This is a genomic window from Pantoea sp. At-9b, assembly GCF_000175935.2.
Taxonomy (GTDB): domain Bacteria; phylum Pseudomonadota; class Gammaproteobacteria; order Enterobacterales; family Enterobacteriaceae; genus Pantoea.
This window is the reverse complement of sequence record NC_014837.1, coordinates 4,140,746-4,163,225: the sequence shown is the minus strand read 5'-3', so window position 1 is coordinate 4,163,225 and position 22,480 is coordinate 4,140,746. Positions and strand designations below refer to the sequence as shown.

The window sequence follows — 22,480 nt, the reverse complement described above, 5'->3', positions numbered from 1 at the left end:
CGGAGCAACGATGACGGACTCTTCACTTATGCACAACGCCGCCAGCGTTGCCGGTTCCGCGACTGCGCCGGTACTCGCTATTCAGGATCTCAGTGTCAGCTTTCGTGGCCGTAGTGGCGTCAGCCAGGCGTTGAAAGGCATTAATTTCGAGATACACCAGGGCGAAATCGTCGCCGTGGTCGGCGAGAGTGGCTCAGGCAAATCAGTCACCTCGCTGGCGGTGATGGGGTTGCTGGCCGCGTCGGGTCGTATCGATCGCGGTAGCATCCAGTTCCGCGATCGTCGCGGCCAGTTGCATCAACTGGAAAAACTCAACGAAACCCAGCGCCGCGCCTTGCGTGGCCGCGAAATGTCGATGATTTTTCAGGAGCCGATGACCTCACTGAACCCGGTGTTGCGCGTTGGCGATCAACTCACGGAAGCGCTACGCGACCAGCAAATTTGCGGCAAGGCTGAGGCCGAGGCGCGTGCGCGTGAACTGCTGCGCCAGGTGCGCATTGCCGATGTCGATCGCGTAATGAAAAGCTATCCGCACTCGCTGTCGGGTGGGATGCGTCAGCGCGTGATGATTGCGCAGGCGCTGGCCTGCGATCCGCAATTGTTGATCGCCGATGAACCGACGACCGCGCTCGACGTAACGGTGCAGGCGCGCATTCTGCATATCCTGCGCGATCTGCAACGCGCCAAACAGATGGCGGTGCTGTTTATCACCCACGATATGGGCGTGGTGGCGGAAGTCGCTGACCGCGTGGTGGTGATGTATCGCGGTGATGTGGTGGAACAAGGCACGGTGGCGGACATCTTTAACGCGCCACAACATCCCTACACCAAAGCCTTACTGGCGGCGGTGCCGAAACTGGGCGATATGCGTGAACACGCCTGGCCGCAACGCTTTCCGCTGCTGGGGGCCGCTCCCGCCGCTAACGCCGAACAGCGCACCGCTCGCTATGACGACCAACCGCTGCTCGATGTCCGTGGCCTGAAAGTGTATTACCCGATCCGCAGCGGCATCTTTTCGGCACTGACCCATCAGGTTCATGCGGTGGAGCAGATCGATTTCACGCTGTGGCCGGGAGAAACCCTGGCGATTGTCGGTGAGAGTGGCTGCGGCAAATCCACCACTGGCCGTGCATTGATGCGTTTAATCAACAGCGACGCCGACAGTATCCATTTCCAGGGCAACGAAATTGCCAACCTGAAAGAAGCCCAGTTTCAGCCGCTCAGGCGTGAAATCCAGATGGTATTTCAGGACCCCTATGCGTCGCTCAATCCGCGCTTAACCGTGGGCTTCACCATTGCCGAGCCGCTGTTGCTGCATGGCGTGGTGAAGTCACTGGAAGAGGCGACGCCGCAGGTTGAAGCCTTGCTGAACAGTGTCGGTTTGTTGCCAGAACATGCACGCCGTTATCCACATGAGTTTTCCGGCGGCCAGCGTCAGCGCATCGCGATTGCGCGTGCCATGGCGCTGAAACCGAAGGTGATTATTGCTGACGAAGCGGTCTCGGCGCTGGATGTGTCGATTCAGGCCCAGGTGGTGAACCTGATGATGGATCTGCAACAGCAAACCGGTGTGTCGTGGATCTTTATCTCACATGACATGGCGGTGGTGGAGCGGATCGCTAACCGCGTGGCGGTGATGTACCTCGGCCAGATTGTCGAACTGGGGCCGCGCCAGTCGGTGTTCAATAACCCGCAACATCCCTATACCCAACGGCTGCTGGCCTCGGTGCCGGTGGCTGATCCACAGAACCGTCCACAACGAACTTTCGAGGACAGCGAGATCCCCTCGCCGCTCCGTAAGGTGGGAGAAACGGTCATTAAACCCCGTTATCGCCAGGTTGCTCCGCAGCACTGGGTCGCTGACGGCATTGTTTCGCGCTAACCCCAATACCAGGAGATTTTATGAACCCGTTTTTCCGTCGCACCTCGCTCGCTCTCGGACTTACCCTCTCCCTGGCGGCTGCCGCACAGGCGCAGGATCTGCACATCTCAATGTATGCCGATATCACCGGCCTCGATCCGCACGATACCTCAGACAACGTCAGCTATTCGGTACAGAGCGGTATCTTTGAGCGCCTGTTCCAGTTCGATGCCCAGATGAAGCTGCAACCCTGGCTGGCGACCAGCTATACCAGCAACGACAGCGCCACCGAGTTCACCCTGACGCTGCGTAAAGGCGTCACCTTCCAGGACGGTACGCCGTTCGATGCGGAAGCGGTAAAAGCCAACCTTGATCGCCTCGCCGATCAGACCAAAGGCCTGAAGCGCAACAGCCTGTACAAGATGATCGCGAAAGTCACGGTGCTGGCCCCGGATCAAGTGAAAGTTGAACTGAATCAGTCATTTGGTGCCTTTATCAACACCCTGGCGCATCCGTCGGCGGTGATGTGGAGCCCGGCAATCCTGAAGCAGTACCCGGACGAAGCGCAGCTGCGTCTGCATCCGGTGGGTACTGGTCCGTTTAAGTTTGTCGACTGGCAGCCGGGTAAAGCGGTGGATCTGACCAAATACGCTGGTTACTGGCAGAAAGGCTGGCCGAAAGTCGATAACGTCACCTTCTCACCCAGCCCGGAAGATGCCACGCGTGTCGCGGCTCTTAAGTCAGGGCAGGTGGATGCGATTTGGCCATTGCCGTCCGATCTGATCAGCACCGTGCAGAGCGACAGCAAGCTGGCGATCCAACGCGATCCGAGCATTTACCTCTACTACATGGCGATCAACACCCAGCACAAACCGCTGGCGGATCTGCGTGTGCGTCAGGCGATCAACTACGCCATCGATCGTAACCTGTGGCTGAAAGTGGCGTTTGCTGGCATGGGCAAACCGGCCAGCTCCGCCATTCCAGAAGGGGTGCAGTTCTATCAGAAGCAAAGCGACCCGAACTACCGTTACGCGCCGGATGAAGCCAAAGCGTTGTTGAAAGCGGCGGGTTATCCGAACGGTCTGGATCTGAAGCTGTGGACCACCAATGCCACCGCCAGCGTGCGTGCGGCGCAATTCCTGAAAGCGCAGCTGGCGACCGCAGGTATCCGCGTTACCGTGACGCCGATGGACTCCGGTACGCGTAACGCCAAACTGTGGGGCGTGAAAGATCCGAAGCAGGCGGAATTTGACCTCTACTACGGCGGCTGGTCGACCTCCACCGGCGATGCTGACTGGGCGCTGCGTCCGCTGTACGCCACCGAATCCTGGGTACCGACCTCGTACAACGTGTCGTACTACAGCAACCCGGCAGTGGACAAAGCGATTGCCGGTGGCCTGGCAACCGCTGATCCGGCCAAACGTGGCGTGGCTTATGCCGAAGCCCAGAAGTTGCTGTGGAAAGACGCGCCGGTGGCCTTCCTCGGTACCCCAGACAACCTGGTGGGTAAACGCAGCAACCTGAGCGGCGTGTCGATGCTGCCAGATGGCAACTTCCTGTATACCCAGGCAGCGTTTAAGTAAGACATCGCTGTGGCCCTCACCCCAGCCCTCTCCCGCAAGACGGGAGAGGGAGGTAGTGCATAGGTTACATGGTGCTCGATCAGTTCCCTCTCCCACAAGACGGGAGAGGGAGATAGTGCATAGGTTACGTGGTGCTCGATCAGTTCCCTCTCCCGCAAGACGGGAGAGGGAGATAGTGCATAGGTTACGTGGTGCTCGATCAGTTCCCTCTCCCGCAAGACGGGAGAGGGAGATAGTGCATAGGTTACGTGGTGCTCGATCAGTTCCCTCTCCCGCTAGCGGGAGAGGGGTAGGGTGAGGGTGAGGCCCCACCGCGCGCACCATCACAAAAAGGAAACGCATGTTCGCATACATCATTCGTCGCCTGCTGGAGATGATCCCGGTACTGCTGGTGGTCTCGCTGCTGGTGTTCGGCTTCATCAAACTGCTGCCGGGCGATCCGGCACGCATCTACGCCGGGCCGGATGCACCGCTGGCGGCGGTGGAAGCGGCACGTCAGCATCTTGGTCTTAACGACCCGCTGCCGCAACAATATCTGCACTGGCTGGGTGGCCTGTTCCGTGGCGATCTGGGTGTCACTTACCGCACGCAACAACCGGTGCTGGACGTGATCAAAAAAGGCTTTATGCCGACCATGTGGCTGGCGCTGGCGGGCTTTGCCTGGTCGGTAATTCTGGGTCTGTTTCTGGGAGTACTGGCGGCGCTGAAACGCGGCAAATGGCAAGACTGGACGCTGATGAGCGTTGCAGTTGGGGGGATCTCAATGCCGACCTTCTGGCTCGGCCTGCTGCTGATTCAGTTTGTCGCCATGCCGTTTGGTCTGTTCTCGGTTAGCGGCTTCAATAAGCCCACCGATATCATCCTGCCTGCCATCACCCTTGGCTCCTCGGTGGCGGCGGTGATGGCGCGTTTTACCCGCTCAGCCTTCCTGGAAGTGGCGCAGGAAGATTATGTGCGCACCGCCAAAGCGAAGGGGCTGCGTAATCGCCTCGTCACCTGGAAACATGTGATGCGCAATGCGCTGATCCCGGTGATCACCATGCTCGGTTTGCAGTTTGGTTTTCTGCTGGGTGGATCGATCGTGGTGGAAAGCGTGTTCAACTGGCCGGGGTTAGGCTGGCTGTTGATCGAATCGATCAAAGCACAGGACCAACCGGTGATCCAGGCGCTGGTGATGCTGTTCGTGTTTGAATTTATTGTAATTAACCTGCTGGTAGACCTGCTGTACGCAGTGGTGAACCCGGCAATTCGCCTGCGACAGGAGCCGTGATGAGTCTGCAATCTTTGCCTGCTAACACGCAGGAGGCGATCCGTTCGCCGTGGCGCGATTTTCTCCACGCCTTTGTACGCAATCCACTGGCGCTGGTGTCGGGCGGTTTTGTGCTGCTGCTGGTGCTGGTGGCGATTTTAGCCCCGTGGCTGGCCCCGTGGGACCCGATGGCACCGGACTGGATGGCGCTGTCGTCGCCCCCGTCAGCCGCGCACTGGATGGGCACTGACGATCTGGGTCGCGACCTGCTCAGCCGTATTATTTATGGCGCGCGTATCTCGCTGTATGTCGGCGTTGTGTCGGTCACGCTTGGCATGGTGGTGGGTGTGCTGCTTGGCTTGTTGGCGGGCTACTATGGCCGCTGGATCGACATGCTGATTATGCGTGGGTCCGATGTGCTGTTCGCCTTCCCCGGCATGCTGCTGGCGATTGCGGTGGTGGCGATTCTCGGCCCGGGTTTGAATAACGTGATCATCGCGGTGGCGGTATTCAGCGTACCGGTGTTCGCCCGCATCGTGCGTGCATCGACGTTATCGCTGAAGCAGGCTGCCTATGTGGAAGCGGTGCGCTGTGCGGGTGCGCCAGACCGGGTGATCCTGCTGCGCCATATTCTGCCGGGTACGCTGTCGAACGTGATTGTCTACTTCACCATGCGCATCGGCACCAGTATTCTCACCGCAGCCGGACTGAGTTTTATCGGTCTTGGCCCGGAGCCGGACGTCCCGGAGTGGGGCAACATCCTCGCGATGAGCCGCAACATGATGATGGCGGGCATGTGGCACGTCAGCGTCTTCCCCGGTCTGGCGATTTTTATCACGGTGCTGGCGTTTAACCTGCTGGGCGATGCCCTGCGCGATACGCTTGATCCCAAACTGAAGGGCTAAGCATGGATTTTCAACAGATGCAGCGCGACCTGCTGCTGCAACGCTGGCGCGAAACGCGTCAGCTCGGTCAGCCGCGCAGCGCCTGTGGGCCGACCAACCTGATCAGCGATGTACCCGGCGTGCGCGTCGGGCATGCCACGCTGGCGGAGGGTGAGATCCAGACCGGCGTCACCGCGATTGTGCCGCCGGGTGACAACCTGTTTCAGCAACCGTTGCCCTGTGCGGCGGCGGTGTTTAATGGCTTTGCCAAGCCGGTTGGCCTGGTACAGGTGGAGGAGCTGGGCGTCTTGCAGACACCGATCCTGCTCAGCAACACGCTGGCGGTTGGCACGCTGTTTACCGCCCTGGTACGGGATGCCATCAGCCGCAACCCGGAGCTGGGCCGCAGCCTGCCGACAGTCAATCCGTTGGCGCTGGAGTGCAACGACGGCTGGCTGAACGACATCCAGGCGCTGGCGGTGACTGAAGCGCTGGCGCAGCAAGCCCTGCACCAGGCGCAGGCCGATTTCGCCCGTGGCAGCGTGGGTGCCGGACGTGGGATGAGCTGCTTCAGCCTGAAAGGCGGCATCGGCAGCGCCTCGCGTCTGATCCCGGCGCTGGATGCCACGCTGGGTGTGCTGGTATTGGCAAACTTTGGTGCACTGACAGCGTTAACGCTGGATGGCGTGCGCCTCGGCGAGATGATCGCCCCGTTGCTACCGGAACTGACGCCACAGCGCGATGCCGGTTCCATCATCATCATTATGGCGACCGATGCGCCGCTGGATGCACGTCAACTGAAGCGCGTGGCAAAACGCGCCGGAGCGGGCCTCGGGCGGCTCGGCAGCTACTGGGGGCACGGTTCGGGTGATATCGCGGTGGCCTTCTCCACCCAGACCCAGCCACAACCGCCGGAGGATGCCGCGCTTGAACCGCTGCTGGCCGCTGCTGCCGATGCCACTGAACACGCGGTGTTGGATGCGTTGCTCGCGGCTACCGCCGTCACCGGTTTTCGCGGCCACCACCGTCCTGCATTAACGGATGTTTTAGACAGGTTATCTCAATGAAAATCTTTATCTCCGCCGATATCGAAGGCATCGCGGGCGTGATGCGCCCGGAACAGTGTTCACCGGGCCATGCAGAATACCAGCTGGCGCGTGGCTTGATGGAACAGGAAGTGAACGCCGCCATTGACGGGGCATTTGCCGGAGGGGCTACCGAGGTGGTGGTGGCTGACAGCCACGCGCAAATGACCAACCTGCGTGCGGAAAATATCGATCCGCGCGCTCGCTTGGTTCAGGGCAAACCTCGCGGTTTGTCGATGGTGGAAGGGCTGGAACAACAACCGTTCGATGGCCTGTTTTTTATTGGTTATCACAGCGCGGCAGGTGAACCGGGTGTGCTGGCGCACACCATTAACGGGCGTGCGTTCTGGCGCATCCATATCAACGGCAAAGTGATGGGCGAAAGCGATATCTATGCCGCTGCTGCGGCCGAGCAGGGTACACCGCTGTGGCTGGTGAGTGGCGACGATCAGCTTCAGGGCTGGATTGGCGAGCACTATCCATCGGTTGATTACGTCTGCGTAAAACGCGCGATTTCCCATACCTGCGCGGAATCCATCAGCCCGCAGGCGGCACAAACCGCCATTCGCACGGCAGCCACGGCGGCAGTGCAGCGCGCACGTCAGGCCAGCACTACCCGTCTCAGCGCCCCTTACGAGATGCAGTTGCAGGCCAGCAAACCGGTGCTGGCCGATCTGTTTAGCCTGATCCCCGGCGTAACGCGCATTGATGCAGTAACAGTGGGCTATCGTGCCGAGCAGATGGGCACGCTGATCAGCCTGCTGAGTGCCTTTTCGTATCTGGCGAGTACGCAAAATTAAGCCACATCGCGCGCAGGTCGTACCGCTTTCCTGTGCGGCTTTTGGTAACCTGCGCGCGATTTTTTTATTCCAACGAGGCAGTCATGCAGCTTTGCAGTTTTTATGTTATTGATCAGGCAACAAAAAGTTATGGAATCGTGCAGGAACAGGGTGTGGTGGATCTCGGCAAACGCCTCGGTGCCGCGTGTCCCGACCTGAAAACCCTGCTGCAACGCGGCGCGCAGAGCGACCTGGCTGCGTACCTTTCACAACCCATCGACTATCCGTTCAGTGCGATCCGTTTTCTGCCGGTGATCGAGAATCCAGGTAAGGTGTTTTGCGTCGGCATGAACTATGCCGACAAACGCAAAGAGTTTGCCGAAACTCTTGAAGCGCCAACATTATTTGTGCGTTTTGCCGACTCGCTGGCGGCGCATGAGCAGCCGCTGCTAAAACCGGTCACCACCCAAGAGTTCGACTATGAAGGCGAGCTGGCGGTGATCATCGGCAAACCGACGTATCAGGTGCAAGCGGAGCAGGCGCTGGCGCACGTCGCGGGTTACAGCTGCTTTATGGATGCCACGGTGCGCGACATGCAGTTTACCTGGTTTACCGCCGGGAAAAACTGGCCGCAGACCGGAGGGTTTGGCCCGTGGATGACCACTGCCGATGAGATCCCTGATCCACAGCAGCTGGCGATTAAAACCTGGTTGAATCAACGCGAAGTGCAGAACGACACCACCGCCAGCATGGTGCATCCGGTGGCGAAGATCATTGAATATATCTCGGCGTTTAGCCCGCTGGCGGCAGGGGATGTCATCATCACCGGTTCACCGGGCGGCGTCGGTAAGAAACGCACGCCGCCGCTGTTTATGTTCCCCGGCGATGAGATTGAAGTGGAGATCGAACATATCGGGCGGCTGCGCCACCGTATCGCCTGAAATACGCAATAAATTGCGCCGCTACGGTTGCGTTCGGCCCGTGGCGGCGCGATTTATCGCGCGGGGTTTTAGCGTGTAAAGGTCACCACGCGGCTGCGATTGAGCAGCAGCCGCACGTTATCTCCAGACCGTGCCAGCACAAACCGTTTCTCCCACGGGCCATCCAGCGCGGTCGCCAGTACGCGATCGCCGCCCAGCGATTGCAGCGTGGCGCGAATCGCCGCCGGGCCGATGCCCATCGTCAGCGTCTCACCCTCAATCACCATTTCGCTGCGCCACTGCGACGCAAACCAGCGCCCTTGCAAATTGTCGATGCTGGCACTGTCCGGTTGCACCGGCACGAAACGGCGCGCGGCATGGCCGATTTCACCGACAATCGCCGCACCGTCGTGGCGTAACTGCATCGGGAAGGTGCTGGAAAGCGAGACGGCATCGCCGTGGCGTTCATCGCGCCACAGGGTTTCACCCGCGCCCAGCCAGGTGGCGGTGACGCCCTTGATCTCCAGCCAGTCAGCGGCATCCGGTGCCACATATAAACCGGGGGTGAGATCATGTCCTTTCTCCGGCAATGTCCGGCCCAGCGCCGCTGCCAGAATACGCAGTGCGCTTTCGGAGGTGGTGACATCTTCGCGGTTGGCTACCAGTGCCACACCTATTTTCAGCTCCGGGTGCAGCAGGAAATAACTTTTATAACCGGCGTGAGAACCGCCGTGACCAAACAATGTCTGGCTCCCGAGCGTCGAGCTGGTAATGCCGAGACCATACCCGCTGGTGCGGCCATCGTTCAGATTACGGGGGGCGCTCAACCGTTGCAGCACGCCAGCACCTGGGCCGCTATCCGCTAACAAACTTTGTAACCAACGTGTCAGATGGCGCAGGCTGCCGGTCACACTGCCGGACGCCGACAGATGCAGACCGGCACTGGAAAGCTGCCACTGCTGCCCGTTGTACCAGTAACCGGGCACCAGACCCGGCACGATATCGAACCAGCTTTCCGGTGCGAACAGGTCGATATCCAGCGGTTCGCATACGTATTGCTGCAACAGGTCGTTGAACAGCACGCCTTTAGCCTTTAACGCTTCTTCCACCAGGCGATAGCCGGTGTTGGTGTAGGAGATCTCGCTGCCTGGCGGGTAGCTGAGATCGCCTTCACGGGCCACGAAAGCGAGCAAATCGGCGGCGGTAGTGGCGTTGTAGACCGACAAACCGAGTAATGACAGGGTTTCGCGCACATCCGGCAGGCCGCTGCTCATATCCAGCGCCTGGCCGACGGTGACCGCGCCGTTGGCACCGGTCAGCTGTGGCAGATGCTGTGCCAGGGTGTCATCCAGTTGCATATAACGGCGGCCCGGCCCGGTCACCATGGTTGCAAACAGATGTTTGGTGATGGAGGCAAAACGCACCACGCTGTCGACGGTGAAGGGCGTCTGTTGGGCCAGATCGCCCAGTCCGGCGCAGTGCGTCGAATGAATATGGTGGGCATCAAAGAGCACGATCGCACCGCCTGGTGCACCGGGTTGTTGCCAGCTTTGCACGATCGAGTTTGCAACGTCTGCGGCCTGTTGCCAGTGGGCTGTCATGCCGGTTCCTCCAGCGTCATGCTGAGATCAAAAAGTTGTGCGGTGTGCGGATGCTGGATACGGCGGGCGCGCAGGTCATCAGCGCTCAGTTGCTCCACCATCTCGCCATGCTGCATCACGCCAATGCGCTGACACAGATGCGTCACTACCGCGAGGTTGTGTGTCACCATAATGTAGGTCAGTTTGCGCTCGCTGCGAAGATCGCTAAGTAAATTAAGGATTTCCGCCTGCACTGACACATCAAGCGCCGAGGTCGGCTCATCCAGCAGCAGCACTTCCGGTTCGGCAATCAACGCACGGGCAATCGCCACACGCTGACGTTGCCCACCAGAGAGCTGGTGGGGATAACGAAAACGTACTGCCGCAGGCAGGCCCACTTCGCTCAGTGCCTGGCTGATTCGTTGTTCGGCGCGATCAATCTGATGCACCAGCAATGGCTCGTGCAGGATACGGTCAATGGTCTGGCGCGGATGCAGCGAGCCGAACGGGTCCTGAAACACCATTTGGACCTGGCGAAAAAAAGCACGGCTGCGTTTGGCGCTCAGCGCCTGACCACCGAAGGTCATGCTGCCCTGCCAGTCTTCATTCAGCCCGGCCAGCGCCCGCAGAATGGTGGATTTGCCGGAACCGCTTTCGCCGACCAGGCCAAAACTTTCGCCGTTACCCACGCTAAAGCTGACGCCTTTCACCACGGTATGCGCACCAAAGGCGATGCGCAGATTATCGATATGAATCATGTATTTTGCTCGTACAAATACGTTATTAATCCCGCCACGCCGCGTCGCGCTGCAACACCGGCAACCGCTCACGCGGATGGCGCAGAGACGGCAGGCAGGCCAGCAATCCACGGGTGTACGGGTGCTGCGCCTGTTGCAGTTGTCCGGCATCCAGCAGTTCGACGATCTTTCCGGCGTACATCACCGCCACACGATCGCAGAAATGGGATACCAGCGGCAGATCGTGGCTGATCAGGATCAACCCCATACCACGCGCAGAAACCAGATCGTCAATCAGTTTCAGGATCTCCGCCTGCACCGTGGCATCCAGCGCGCTGGTGGGTTCGTCGGCGATCAGCAGCTCCGGGTCCGGTGCCAGCATCATGGCAATCATGACGCGCTGGCCCATACCGCCCGAAACTTCATGGGGATAGCGCTTCGCCACCCCGTCGGGATCGCGGATTTTTACCTGTTCCAGCAAGCCAATCGCCGCCTGCATCGCCGCTTTTTTGCTGCCGCCTTTGTGCTCACGCCAGGCTTCAGCAATCTGCTGGCCGATGGTCATCACCGGATTCAGCGAATATTTCGGGTCCTGCAAAATAAAACCGACGCGCTTGCCGCGAATCTGGCGCAGCACTTTTTCGCTGGCACCACGCAGATCGATACCGTCGAAGCGCAGCACATCCGCCGTTACCTCGGCATTGCCTGGCAGTAGCTGCATCAGGCTCCGTGCCGTCAGCGATTTGCCGGAACCACTCTCGCCGACAATGGCAAATTTTTCGCGGCCAACGCTAAAGCTGACGCCACGCACCGCTTCAAAGGTTTCAGCGCGATTGCGAAAGGCAATGCGCAGATTATCAATTTCCACCAACATTTAGCGCTCCTTCGGGTCCAGCACGTCGCGCAGACCGTCACCAAGAAAGTTGAACGCCAGCGACGTCAGGAAAATCGCGATACACGGCATCAGCGGCACCCACCATTCGCTAAACAGAAAACGGCGCGCGGTGGCGATCATCGTGCCCCATTCCGGTGAAGGCGGTTGTGCACCCATGCCGAGAAAACCCAGGCTGGCGGCGGTGATGATGATCGAGCTCATGTCGAGTGTGACGCGCACAATCAGGCTGGGTACGCACAGTGGCATGATGTGGCGCAGAATAATGCGCAATGGCGCGGCCCCGGTCAGGCGGCTGGCGGCGATAAAATCGCTGTTGCGGAACTGCAACGTCTCAGCACGGGCCAGACGCGCATAGGGCGGCCAGGCGGTGAGGGCAATCGCCAGCACCGCGCTTTCGACACCCGGTTTCAGCGCGGCAACAAACGCCAGCGCCAGAATCAGGCGTGGGAAAGCGAGGAAGATATCGGTCAGACGCATCAGCGCCTTATCGACAAACCCTCCGGCATACCCGGCGATACAGCCAATTAACAGGCCGAGCGGGGCGGTCAGCAACACCACCGCGATCACCATGCCAAGCGTGGTGCGCCCGCCATAGATGATGCGTGTCCAGACATCGCGCCCCAGTTCATCGGTGCCGAGCCAGTGTGTCCAGGACGGTAGCGCAAGGCGGTTATCCAGATGCTGTGTACCGGGATCGAACGGTGTCAGCAGCGGCGCAAACAGCGCCAGCAGTAACATCAGGAAAATGACCAGCAGCCCCGCCATTGCCAGTGGGTTACTGCGCAGGCTGAGCCACAGACGATAGCGGCGGCCCCACACCGCCTGACGGCGGTTGGCTGGCGTGTCATCCAGTAGCCAGTCACGAGAGAAAAAGATCATTTTACGCGCGGGTCCCAAAGTCGATAGAGAAGGTCAGCCAGCTGATTAAGCAGCACATATACGGTGCCGACCAGCAGGGTTGCGCCCACCACCGGGTTCATGTCGGCATTCATCAGCGAGGTGGTGAGGTACTGCCCGAGGCCCGGCCAGGCAAAGACGTTTTCCGTCACGACGGCACCCTCCAGCAACCCGGCGTAGGTCAGTGCCAACACCGTCACCAGCTGTACCGCCACCGTGGGGAAGGCGTGACGCCAGATCACCCGCGCCGAAGATAAACCCTTGGCGCGCGCGGTGATCACAAACTCGCCGCTCAGGGCGTTGAGCATAAAAGTGCGCGTCATACGCGTGATGTAGGCCATGCTGAAATAGGCGAGGATCAACACCGGTTGCGCCATATGTGCCAGCGCATCACGGAAAGCGTCATACTCACCCGCCAGCAGGGAGTCGATGGTGAGGAAGCCCGTCACCTGCGGCACCATATCCTGCCAGATGATGTCCTGCCGTCCCGGCCCCGGGGCAATGCCCAGCACCGCGTAGAACACCAGCAGACTCAGCAACGCCAGCACGAACACCGGCAGCGAGTGGCCTGCCAGGCACACCACGCGAATGGTTTGATCCACCCAGCTGCTTTGGCGTACCGCTGCCCACACGCCCAGCGGGATGCCAATCAACGCGGCGATAATGATCGCCGCCGTTGCCAGCTCCATGGTGGCCGGGAAGAAACGGGCGATATCGGTGGTGACCGGGTTGGAGGTCAGAATCGATTTGCCGAGATCGCCATGTAACAGCTGATTGAGGTAATGACCAAACTGGATGTAAAGGGGCTGATCCAGCCCCATCTCCGCACGCACGCGCTCCACCACGGACTGGGGCGCGTTATCACCGACCGCTGCCAACACCGGATCGGTGGGCATCACGCGGCCAATGAAAAAGGTCAAAACCGACAGGCCAAACAGCGTCAGCACCAGGCTGCTCAGGGTGCTGACGATTTTCTTCAGTAACGGCATCAGGCTTTTTTCACCTGCTCATACGGCCATTGCTCCAGCACGGTCAGGTGAACGTTGCTGACATTTTTGCCGACCGCGACGTTTTTGGTTTTCTGCATCATGTAGATAAACGGACTCTTCTCACGGCCAAGTTGCTGAATCTGGTGATACAGCGCGATACGTTTGGCCGGATCGGCCTCGTGCAGCGCCTGCTCGGTCAGTTGGTTGAACTCATCGTCAGACCAGCTGCAACGCCAGGCCAGCGTGCGGTTGCGCGCGTTGTCGCTGTTGTCGGTGTTAACGCAGAAGGCTTCGGTATTGGAGTTCGGGTCGAAGTAATCCGCACCCCAGACGGTCAATGCCAGCTGGTGCTGACGGGCACGCATCTTGGTCAGCACCTGACGGTTTTCAGCCGCAATCAATGACACTTTGATGCCAATCGCGCCCAGTTGGGTCTGAATCGCCTGTGCGATATCCGGGTACGGCTGCATTGAGTAGTGGTCGAGGGTGATTTCAAACCCGTTCGGGTAACCCGCTTCCGCCAGCAGCGCTTTAGCTTTGGCGATGTCTTTATGGAAAGGGGTATCGTCCAGTGCCGCCGGGAAGCCGCTCGGCAGGAAGCTTTGATGGGTGATGAAACTCATCGACAGAATATTTTTCTGGATGCTGTCGTAATCCAGCGCCCATTTCAGCGCCTGCCATACCTGTGGTTTTTTCAGGTATTCGTTATTGGTGTTGCATGACATCAGCATGATGGCGGAGAGCGACTGATTCACCAGCGATACCGTCGGGTCATTTTTCACCTGCAACAGTTGCTCGGTGGTCAGGTCATAGGCCGCATCGACATCGCCTTTTTTCAGCATCAGCGCCTGTGCTGCCGGGTCGGCGATATGTTTCAGGATCACGCGCTTGATTTTGCTCTGGTCAGCAAACTGCGGGCTGAGTTCCAGAATCACCGTTTCGCTGGCTTTCCAGGTGCGCAGGGTAAAGGCACCAGAACCGGCGCTGTGCTGTTTCAGCCACGCGTTACCGAAGTCGTTGTTCTGCTGGTTCGCCAGACAGGCTTTCTTCGACACGATGCTGCCGACGGTGGCTGACAGGCAATACAGCAGGAAGGTCTCAGCAGCCGGTGCGCCCAGTTTCATTTCCAGCGTATGGGTGTCTTTTGCCGTCACCAGCTGGGTCACGTTGTCTTTGGTAAAGCCGAACTGATTGATAATAAACGCCGGGCTTTTATCCAGTTTCACAATACGTTCAATGGAGAACGCCGCATCTTCGGCGGTGACCGGTGTGCCATCGGCAAATTTCGCTGCCGGATCGATATGGAAGGTATACACGCTGTTGTCGGCGTTCACTTCCCAGCTTTTGGCCAGTGCGCCGATCACTTTGTCGGCCTGCTGTGGGTCCGGCATCACCAGCTTCTGATACAGGTTGCCGCAGATCTGGCCGCCGGTGGCTTCAAAGCTTTCGTGGGGATCGAGGCTGGTCATGTTGTCCAGCTGCATCGCCATCACCAGCATGCTGGGCGGCGTGGCAGCAAAGGCAGAGTTGAGGCTGAGATACGAAAGGAAGGGCACTGCGGTGCATCCTGCAAGAAAACGTCTTCTGGTTACCATGACAACTCCAACTTATTGATTATTAAAATAAAAAAGTTATTATTTGCTGTTTTTTGTCTTGACATTCCCGCCGGGCAGGAGGATTAATAACAGGCATTAAGCCTTTTGTTTCATGCGCAGCCGCTTGCCCTTTTTTGGTGCATTTTGCCCCCTCAACTGGCAGCGTTTGCGCTTTCCCCTGAACAAGAAACGGATACAACATGTCTGACTCGCCGAACGCCAACCGGATTGCCATCCCGGTTTTTGATGGTCACAACGATGTCCTGAACAAACTGTGGCAACACCATCAGCCCGATGCCGTGAATGTTTTTTTCAACGGTACTGACTCAGGCCAGATGGACTTTCCCCGTATCCGGCACGGAAATATGGTAGGTGGGATTTTTGCCACCTGGGTGCCATCACACCCGTCAGTTGCAAGAAGTGCGCCAGACCTCTCAGATTTTCCTCAGGAAATTATCAGCAATGCGCGCGATGCCACCTTCTCCATGCTGGCGTTATTGCTGCGTATTGAGCAGGCGTCGCAGGGCCAGGTAAAAATTTGTCGCAGCGTGCGTGACATTCGTGAGTGCATGCGCAAAGACGTACTGGCGGTGGTGATGCATGTGGAGGGCGCGGAAGCTCTGGATACGCATGGCGAGCTGCTGGACATCCTCTACGCCAGCGGGCTGCGTACCCTTGGGCCACTGTGGAGCCGGCCAAACCAGTTTGGCGATGGCGTGCCCTTCCGTTATCCCTCCTCACCCGATATCGGCAATGGCCTGACGGCGGCGGGTAAGCAACTGGTACGTGACTGTAATCAGCGCCGCATTATGGTTGACCTGTCGCATATGGATGAGAAAGGTTTCTGGCATACCGCGGAGATCAGCACGGCACCGCTGGTGGCGAGCCACTCCAATGCGCATGCGTTGAGTGCTCAGTCGCGTAACCTGACCGACCGTCAGTTGGCCGCGATTGCGGCAACGCAGGGCTTTGTCGGTGTGAATTTTGCCGTGCCCTTCCTGCGTGAAGATGGCGATCGCCACGCGCCTACCACTGTCGATGCTATCGTGCGTCACGTGGAATATCTGTTGGAAAAAGTGGGTGAAGATGGCGTTGGTTTTGGTTCCGACCTGGATGGCGCGACCATGCCGGGTGATATGAAAGATGTGGCCGGTTTTCCGCTGGTGGTGGATGCGCTGGCGGCGCGCGGTTATTCGCAACAGTTGCTGGAGAAAATCTGCTACGGCAACTGGCTGCGTGTGCTTGAAGCCACCTGGGGCGAATAATCGTGCGATTGCGACATATTGAGGTGTTTCAGGCGATTGTGCAGACCGGCAGTATCAGCGGTGCGGCGCGCTTGCTTAATGTGTCGCAACCGAATGTCAGCCGGGTGCTGAATCACGCCGAGCAGCAGCTTGGGTTTGCGCTGTTTGAACGGCGTGCGCAGGGGATGATTGTCACCGCAGAAGGGCGGCGTCTGCTGCCGGAAGTGGAAGAACTGTATCAACGTTTGCAATCGATTACCGAGCTGACGGAGCAACTGCGGCGCGGCGAAGGGCAGACGGTGCGCGTTGGCGCGGCGCATGCTTTTGGTCAGATGGTGCTGGCTCCGGCGCTGGTGACCTGGCGGCAACAGGCGGCGTCGGTTAGCGTGGAGCTGGTCACTGAACACTTCAGCACCCTGTGCCGCAGCATTCTCGATAATCAGCTCGACTTCGCGCTGGTGTTTGGGCAGCAGGTGGATGCGGAGCTGCTGGCGGAACCTTTGTTTCAATCCTCGATGGTCGCGCTGCTGCCGCAGTATCACACCCACAATGAACCGGTCACCCTCGAATGGTTGTGCGCCAATAATTTGCTGATGATGCAAAGCCAGGACCCGCTGGGGCGTGTGCTGCATCGTGCGTTGCGCGATAAGGGGTTAAATCCCGGGGTGTCCTTGTCGATTAAGACCTACTCGGTGATTGCCGACATGGTGCTGGCGGGCGGCGGCGTGGGGATAGTTGATTTGTTTACCGCCTGTCGCTATGCCGATCAGCTGAAACTGCTGCCGGTGGCACAACCGTTGCCGTTTGAGGTGATGCTGATTAGCCGCCGTGATCGGCCTCAGTCACAATCGACCCTGCAATTGAAACAGGTGATTCGTAATAAGTTGTGGGAGATCGCGCGGCAATGTGAATCACGGTTTTTTACGGTGAAGCCGTAGGGCATTCGTTCGCTCTGAGCGGGTTTCGTTCGCCACGAGCAGTGGCAGTTGCAGTTCGCCGGTGCGGCGACCGAGCAAAGGGTGCCTGGCCGCACCCTTTGCAATCCCGGGCCTCGCGCCAGCCTCCCTCGCCGCTACGCGGTGTTTTTTGCGCGATAAATCGCGCCGCTACAACTGCCGACGGACCGGCGGCGATTCGCTCCTGCTCAACGCCGCCTTTCGCCGCATCCATGCGGCTCATCCTGGCAGCATTCACTCGCTCAGCGAGTCCGGATGGTGCCCCACCCCCCGCTGCAAAACCTGTGTTTTTCAGTCCCTTTCTTTTTGCTTTCCGTTTTTTATTTTTTGTTTTTTGTGTTTTCTGCGGTCTTTCAGACGGTGGGGTGGGCGGCATCCACAGCGCCGAGCGCAGAGGGAAGGCCAGGACGAGCCGCATGGATGCGGCGAGAGAGCGGAATGAGCCATGGATGGCGAATCCGCGCGGTCCGTATGGCCTGAGTGATAAGCGAGGGGACAGCGCTATGCGCTGCGCGAGGACGCCGCAGGGCGCGGATTGTTAAGGCCCGCGCCTTCGGGCCTTAACCCGTCCGCCTGCACGTTGCAACTGAAACTCCCTAATGCCTGGCGGGCGGAACCTTCTCAGAGCCAGCGGGCGGAACCTTCCCGCCACCAATGGCAACTAAAATCAAACCCCATCTGCAATCGGTTTACGCACCAACAACAGATACGCCAGCGCCCCCACCACCGTCACACCGGCACAAATCATCAGCGCCAGGCTGAAGGACTTGGTGGTATCCAACACCCAACCGGTAACAATCGGTGCGAACGAAGCGAACACAAAGCTGGCAAAGTTCTGGATACTGCCGACCGAGGCGGTCATACGGGCGGTAACGTTGGCGTGAATCAGCCCCCAGCAGGACGTTCCGGCAAAATGGATACAGAACAGCGCCATGCCGATCAGCGTCACTGCGCTGGTGGTGTCGGTAGCACGGGTAACAAAGGCAGTAAACGCCGCAGACAGCAACATACCGCTGACAATGCTCACCTTACGCACCTTCACCGCATTCATCCCACGACGGACCAGCGCATCCACCACATAGCCGTTGAGCAACATCCCAGCGGCACCGAACAGGAACGGAATCGCCGCCAGCAAACCAGTGCTTTTCAGGTCGAGGTGATAGGTGGATTGCAGGTAGCCCGGCAGCCAGGCGATATACAGCCACGCGGTATAGTTGATGCCGCTGAAACCAATCATCATGCCCCACATGGTGCGTTGCTTAAACAGCCCACGCCACTCGGCAAAACTGATCGGCTCCTTGCGCGATGCCACGCTACCCGCCTGTAAATAATGGATCTCTTCCGCACTCAGTTTGTTGTTATCGCGATCGCGATAGGTCAGATACCATCCGATAGCGAGGAACATCCCCAGTACGCCGATGGTGACAAACATGCCGCGCCAGCCCAGCACCAGCATCATCGCGGCCAGAATGGGCGGAGCAATCGACAGACCAATCATCGAGGCGGCGTTAAACATTCCCATCGGCATGCCGCGATCTTTGATGTTGAACCAGTCGTTGATCACCTTCACACCGCACGGGTTCATCGGTGCTTCGCCGATCCCGAGGCCGATGCGCACCAGAATAAACTGGGTAAAGTTATGCACCATACCGGCGGCGGCCTGGAACAACGACCAGAAGAACATGCCAATCGCCAGCATAATGCGTGGGCCTTTGCGATCCAGCAGTGCGCCGCATGGCAGCTGTGCCAGACCATACGCCAGCGAAAACGCAGACAACAGCACGCCAATTTCGGTGGCTGACAAACCCAACTCTCCACGAATCGTCATATTGGCGACGGACAGCGAACTGCGGTCGAGATAGTTAATGATGGCGGCAAACAGCAGCAACAGCATTGCCGTCATCTGAATCTTTCTGATGCGCGGTGAGCGCACCACATCGCCGCGTGCAGGGACAAATTCACGTCCATCTGCGGCTGGGGCTGGCGCTGTCTCGCGACCACGAGCCGACGTATTTTCCATTGCAACCTCCCGGATCTGGGTACTTATCGTTATCAGTCAGTGTGGGGTTCTGTGGTCGCCAACCGATGCGACCTCAACAGATGGTTCCGAGACTAGAAGCAAAGATGACAGGATGTTGCAAAGATGTTTCTGATTCGTGCGGGAGCTAATGCTTTGTGGTTTTTAATCGGTTTTTAATTGTACTGGCGGATTGAGCGGATCATTGAGGTTTTGGCCGTATCGAGATGGGTATGCAGCGCGCACAGTGCTTCCACATCCTGACGGCTGATCAGCGCGGTGAGGATCGCCATATGTTCTTCCAGCGCCACAATATTGCGCTGCTTGAGATCGCTCTCATCCCATTGATAATGCGAATGAAAAATCACCGAGATAATCTCCAGCGATTGATTAAAAAACGGATTGTTGGCGGCGGAAAGAATCAGCGAATGCATCTCCTTATCCAGCGCAGCGAAGTGGCGATAATTGCTGGCGATGGTGTCCCGCATCGCACGATGCCTGTCGAGAAGATCGCGCGCCTGAATCCAGCGCTCATCCTCTGATGCCAGGTTGAGAAAACGATTTAACGCGTGAGTTTCCAGCATTTCGCGCAGCTCAAACAGTTTTTCCGCGTAATTCTGGTCGAACTTTTTCATGCGCCACTGGCCGCGTTTCACTGGCTCCAGCAGGTTGTAGCGCATAAAACGCAGCAAAAATTCACGGACTACCACCGGACTGACCTTCACCCGCTGTGCCAGTTGCAGCTCGGTAAAGGTATCGCCTGGCATCAGCAGCCGCTGGTTGATCAAATTAAAAAACGCCTGTTCAAATTGCGTGGCCTGCTGTTCGATCGGCGGGGTGAGTGTGCTGAAACCATCCTCATCGCTCGGGTTACGCACGATCACGTAAGTCTCATCCACCTTCTCCAGTATGCCGCGTTGGTGCAGGTAATGCAGGGTATGGCGCACGGTGGTCCGGCTGATATTGAACATCTCCGCCAGCGCAGCCTGCGGAGGTAAAGGCGAGCGAATATGGCGCTGCGCGATGCCCTCCAGCATTTGGTTGATGACGTTCTGACGCAAATTTTGGCTTCGGCTCATGTCACACTCCGGTTTTTTATTTATTAAAAACCATCGAAAGCCCAAAAAAATCGTTCTGCTTCACATTTTCGCGTGCGCAACAAGCCGTTAACATCGATTCTCGCCATAACTGTGACATCAGCACAGGAGAAACCTATGACAAGCATGAAAACCCTGGTGGTGGCGGAACCCCGTAGCATGGTGTGGCAGCAGCGTGCCAAACCGACACCGGCCGCCCACGAGGTTCTGATCAAGCCGATTACCGCCGGGATTTGTGGCACTGATATCCACGCCTGGGCGGGTAATCAGCCATTTTTTAGTTATCCACGCGTGTTGGGCCATGAGTTATGCGGTGAAGTGGTGGCGTTAGGTGCTCAGGCGAGCGGCTTTACGCCGGGGCAACGTGTCGCGCTGATCCCTTACGTTGCCTGCCAGCAGTGCGATGCCTGTCAAAGCGGCAAAACCAACTGTTGTGAAAACATCTCGGTGATTGGTGTGCATCAGGACGGCGGCTTCTGTGAACTGCTCAGCGTGCCACAAGACAATTTGCTGGCAGTGGATGATGTCGCCCCAGAAGCGGCAGCCTTGATCGAGCCATTTGCCATCAGCGCCCACGCAGTACGCCGGGCCGCAGTTATGCCGGATGAACAGGTGCTGGTGGTCGGTGCCGGGCCGATTGGCCTTGGCGTGGCAGCGATTGCCGCTGCCGCTGGCGCGCAGGTGGTGGTGGCGGATACCAGCGAACAGCGGCGGACGCATGTCGCGCAGCAACTGGGGCTGGCAACCATCAACCCACTGGATGCGGATTTTGACGCCACGCTGCGTGCGCAGTTTGGTGGACGTCTGGCCGCGAAGGTGATTGATGCCACCGGCAGCCCGGCGGCGATGAACGGTGCGGTGAAACTGATTCGCCACGGCGGCACCATCGTGTTTGTCGGCCTGCACAAAGGCGACCTGGTGATCCCCGATACCGAATTCCACAAAAAAGAGACCACGTTGATGGGCAGCCGCAATGCCACGCGCGAAGATTTCGACAAAGTGCGCGCACTGATGGCGAACGGTCAGCTACGTGCCGACATGATGCTCAATCGACATTATGATTTCTCTACCCTGGCAGAGACCTTTGAACCCGAGGTGATCAACAACCGCGAGCTGATCAAAGGCGTCATCCACTTCGCCCGCTAAGCCTGCAATGTGGCGAAAAAGTGCTGGCGCACTGCGTCAGCCTCCACCCCGAGACACAGGCGCTGAGCATGCAATCCGGCAAAGGGATCATGGCGTGAGGCGAGGGCGTTCAGACGGCGCAGCGTCTGGCCGCTGCTGATCCCTGCCGTCACCACCCGTACCGGCGCTTCCGTGATGTGAAACGCATGCGGCAGCGCCAGCCAGGAGAGGGTCAGCGTGTCGTGCAATGCCATCCCGGCAAAGCCTTCTTTCTCCAGGCTATACGCCAGATAGGGACGGCAGATGGCGCTCAACACCGGCTGATTAAGTTGCTGCACCTCGTTGGCGGTGATCAATACCTTATGGGTGACATCCAGCGGCAGTACCACCACCTTTAAGGCTGAGGACAGCACCTGATCGGCGGCGTGCGGGTCTTTCCAGATATTGAACTCGGCGAACGGCGTCACATTGCCGCTGTGCCCGTCGGTGCCGAATGCGCCACCCATCATCACCAACTCTTTCACCAGCGGAATAATATCCGGGGCTTGGTTTATGGCGCTGGCGATATTGGTCAGTGGACCAATTGCCACCAGAGTGATGGCATGCGGGTGAGCGCGCACGCTGTCGATAATAAATTGCACCGCGCCAGGCGCCTGATCGCTATGTGGATTACTGAAGGCATCGCCCAAACCATCTTCCCCATGCAGACGCGCCGGTTCAGAAGGGGCCTGCGCCAGCGGGCGTGAACACCCGCGATACACCGGGGCATCAATCCCCATTTTCTCGCAAAACAGCCGGGCATTTTTCACCGCCTGGCCCACCGCCACGTTGCCAAATACCGTGGTGATACCCAGTAATTTCTGGGTGCGCGCGGCATACGCCAGCGCAAAGGCGTCATCCACGCCGATATCGGTATCAAAAATCAGGGTGCGCATGAGGATCTCCAGTTAATCGCTGCCGTCCAGGTTAAAACATAAATGTGTTGGG

20 protein-coding genes are annotated in these 22,480 nt (G+C 58.6%); 10 read left to right on the top strand and 10 right to left on the bottom strand.

What is annotated here, in order from left to right; all coding sequences use genetic code 11:
* Window positions 1-10: 10 nt before the first annotated feature.
* The 7 genes from PAT9B_RS19240 (at window position 11) to PAT9B_RS19210 (ending at window position 8,382) form a co-directional block, all read left to right on the top strand.
* Entirely contained in the window at window positions 11-1,882 is a 1,872-nt protein-coding gene (locus PAT9B_RS19240) for an ABC transporter ATP-binding protein (RefSeq protein WP_013510941.1), read from the top strand.
* 20 nt (window positions 1,883-1,902) lie between these two features.
* On the top strand, window positions 1,903-3,444 hold the full coding sequence (locus PAT9B_RS19235) for a glutathione ABC transporter substrate-binding protein (RefSeq protein ID WP_013510940.1): 1,542 nt from the start codon (window positions 1,903-1,905) through the stop codon (window positions 3,442-3,444).
* 340 nt (window positions 3,445-3,784) lie between these two features.
* Window positions 3,785-4,714 carry an ABC transporter permease gene (locus PAT9B_RS19230; protein ID WP_013510939.1) on the top strand — a complete coding sequence of 310 codons (930 nt, stop codon included), beginning with the start codon at window positions 3,785-3,787 and terminating at the stop codon, window positions 4,712-4,714.
* Window positions 4,714-5,598, top strand: a complete 885-nt coding sequence (locus PAT9B_RS19225; RefSeq protein ID WP_013510938.1) for an ABC transporter permease subunit — start codon at window positions 4,714-4,716, stop codon at window positions 5,596-5,598. The genes PAT9B_RS19230 and PAT9B_RS19225 overlap by 1 nt, the downstream gene beginning before the upstream one ends.
* 2 nt (window positions 5,599-5,600) lie before the next feature.
* Window positions 5,601-6,644: a P1 family peptidase gene (locus PAT9B_RS19220; RefSeq protein ID WP_013510937.1), complete on the top strand. Its 1,044-nt coding sequence runs from the start codon at window positions 5,601-5,603 to the stop codon at window positions 6,642-6,644.
* Window positions 6,641-7,462 (top strand): M55 family metallopeptidase, encoded by an 822-nt coding sequence (locus PAT9B_RS19215; RefSeq protein WP_013510936.1) that lies wholly within the window; start codon window positions 6,641-6,643, stop codon window positions 7,460-7,462. The genes PAT9B_RS19220 and PAT9B_RS19215 overlap by 4 nt, the downstream gene beginning before the upstream one ends.
* An 83-nt stretch (window positions 7,463-7,545) precedes the next feature.
* Window positions 7,546-8,382: a fumarylacetoacetate hydrolase family protein gene (locus PAT9B_RS19210; protein WP_013510935.1), complete on the top strand. Its 837-nt coding sequence runs from the start codon at window positions 7,546-7,548 to the stop codon at window positions 8,380-8,382.
* Between the two features lie 68 nt (window positions 8,383-8,450).
* Here the strand turns inward: PAT9B_RS19210 and PAT9B_RS19205 are convergent, their stop codons facing one another.
* The 7 genes from PAT9B_RS19205 to PAT9B_RS30660 are packed head-to-tail and all read right to left on the bottom strand — an operon-like array spanning window position 8,451 to window position 15,256.
* Complete coding sequence (locus PAT9B_RS19205; protein WP_013510934.1) at window positions 8,451-9,962, bottom strand: serine hydrolase; 1,512 nt, start codon at window positions 9,960-9,962, stop codon at window positions 8,451-8,453.
* Window positions 9,959-10,699 (bottom strand): ABC transporter ATP-binding protein, encoded by a 741-nt coding sequence (locus tag PAT9B_RS19200; RefSeq protein WP_013510933.1) that lies wholly within the window; start codon window positions 10,697-10,699, stop codon window positions 9,959-9,961. Before PAT9B_RS19200 ends, PAT9B_RS19205 begins: the two co-directional genes overlap by 4 nt.
* A gap of 25 nt (window positions 10,700-10,724) precedes the next feature.
* Window positions 10,725-11,552 (bottom strand): ABC transporter ATP-binding protein, encoded by an 828-nt coding sequence (locus tag PAT9B_RS19195; protein WP_013510932.1) that lies wholly within the window; start codon window positions 11,550-11,552, stop codon window positions 10,725-10,727.
* Entirely contained in the window at window positions 11,553-12,452 is a 900-nt protein-coding gene (locus tag PAT9B_RS19190) for an ABC transporter permease (protein WP_013510931.1), read from the bottom strand.
* Window positions 12,449-13,459 (bottom strand): ABC transporter permease, encoded by a 1,011-nt coding sequence (locus PAT9B_RS19185; RefSeq protein WP_013510930.1) that lies wholly within the window; start codon window positions 13,457-13,459, stop codon window positions 12,449-12,451. Before PAT9B_RS19185 ends, PAT9B_RS19190 begins: the two co-directional genes overlap by 4 nt.
* Complete coding sequence (locus tag PAT9B_RS19180; RefSeq protein ID WP_013510929.1) at window positions 13,459-15,054, bottom strand: ABC transporter substrate-binding protein; 1,596 nt, start codon at window positions 15,052-15,054, stop codon at window positions 13,459-13,461. Before PAT9B_RS19180 ends, PAT9B_RS19185 begins: the two co-directional genes overlap by 1 nt.
* Window positions 15,055-15,076: 22 nt before the next feature.
* On the bottom strand, window positions 15,077-15,256 hold the full coding sequence (locus PAT9B_RS30660; RefSeq protein WP_150105802.1) for a hypothetical protein: 180 nt from the start codon (window positions 15,254-15,256) through the stop codon (window positions 15,077-15,079).
* Here PAT9B_RS30660 and PAT9B_RS19175 point away from each other — a divergent pair.
* On the top strand, window positions 15,255-16,319 hold the full coding sequence (locus PAT9B_RS19175) for a dipeptidase (RefSeq protein WP_013510928.1): 1,065 nt from the start codon (window positions 15,255-15,257) through the stop codon (window positions 16,317-16,319). The genes PAT9B_RS30660 and PAT9B_RS19175 overlap by 2 nt on opposite strands.
* A 2-nt stretch (window positions 16,320-16,321) precedes the next feature.
* Window positions 16,322-17,236, top strand: coding sequence for a LysR family transcriptional regulator (locus PAT9B_RS19170; protein ID WP_013510927.1), 915 nt, complete (start codon window positions 16,322-16,324; stop codon window positions 17,234-17,236).
* A gap of 685 nt (window positions 17,237-17,921) precedes the next feature.
* Here PAT9B_RS19170 and PAT9B_RS19165 read toward each other — a convergent pair.
* Both PAT9B_RS19165 and PAT9B_RS19160 read right to left on the bottom strand, forming a co-directional pair.
* The gene (locus PAT9B_RS19165) at window positions 17,922-19,274 is read right to left on the bottom strand and encodes an MFS transporter (RefSeq protein ID WP_013510926.1); all 1,353 of its coding nucleotides are present in this window, start codon (window positions 19,272-19,274) and stop codon (window positions 17,922-17,924) included.
* A gap of 173 nt (window positions 19,275-19,447) precedes the next feature.
* On the bottom strand, window positions 19,448-20,350 hold the full coding sequence (locus PAT9B_RS19160; RefSeq protein WP_013510925.1) for a GntR family transcriptional regulator: 903 nt from the start codon (window positions 20,348-20,350) through the stop codon (window positions 19,448-19,450).
* Window positions 20,351-20,485: 135 nt separating this feature from the next.
* On the opposite strand from PAT9B_RS19160, the gene PAT9B_RS19155 reads away from it, so the two are divergent.
* A complete protein-coding gene (locus PAT9B_RS19155) occupies window positions 20,486-21,514 on the top strand; it encodes a zinc-binding alcohol dehydrogenase family protein (protein ID WP_013510924.1) in 1,029 nt (342 codons plus the stop codon).
* On the opposite strand, the gene PAT9B_RS19150 is transcribed toward PAT9B_RS19155, so the two are convergent.
* Window positions 21,511-22,428, bottom strand: a complete 918-nt coding sequence (locus tag PAT9B_RS19150; RefSeq protein ID WP_013510923.1) for a nucleoside hydrolase — start codon at window positions 22,426-22,428, stop codon at window positions 21,511-21,513. The two genes, PAT9B_RS19155 and PAT9B_RS19150, sit on opposite strands and share 4 nt — an antisense overlap.
* Window positions 22,429-22,480 lie beyond the last annotated feature (52 nt).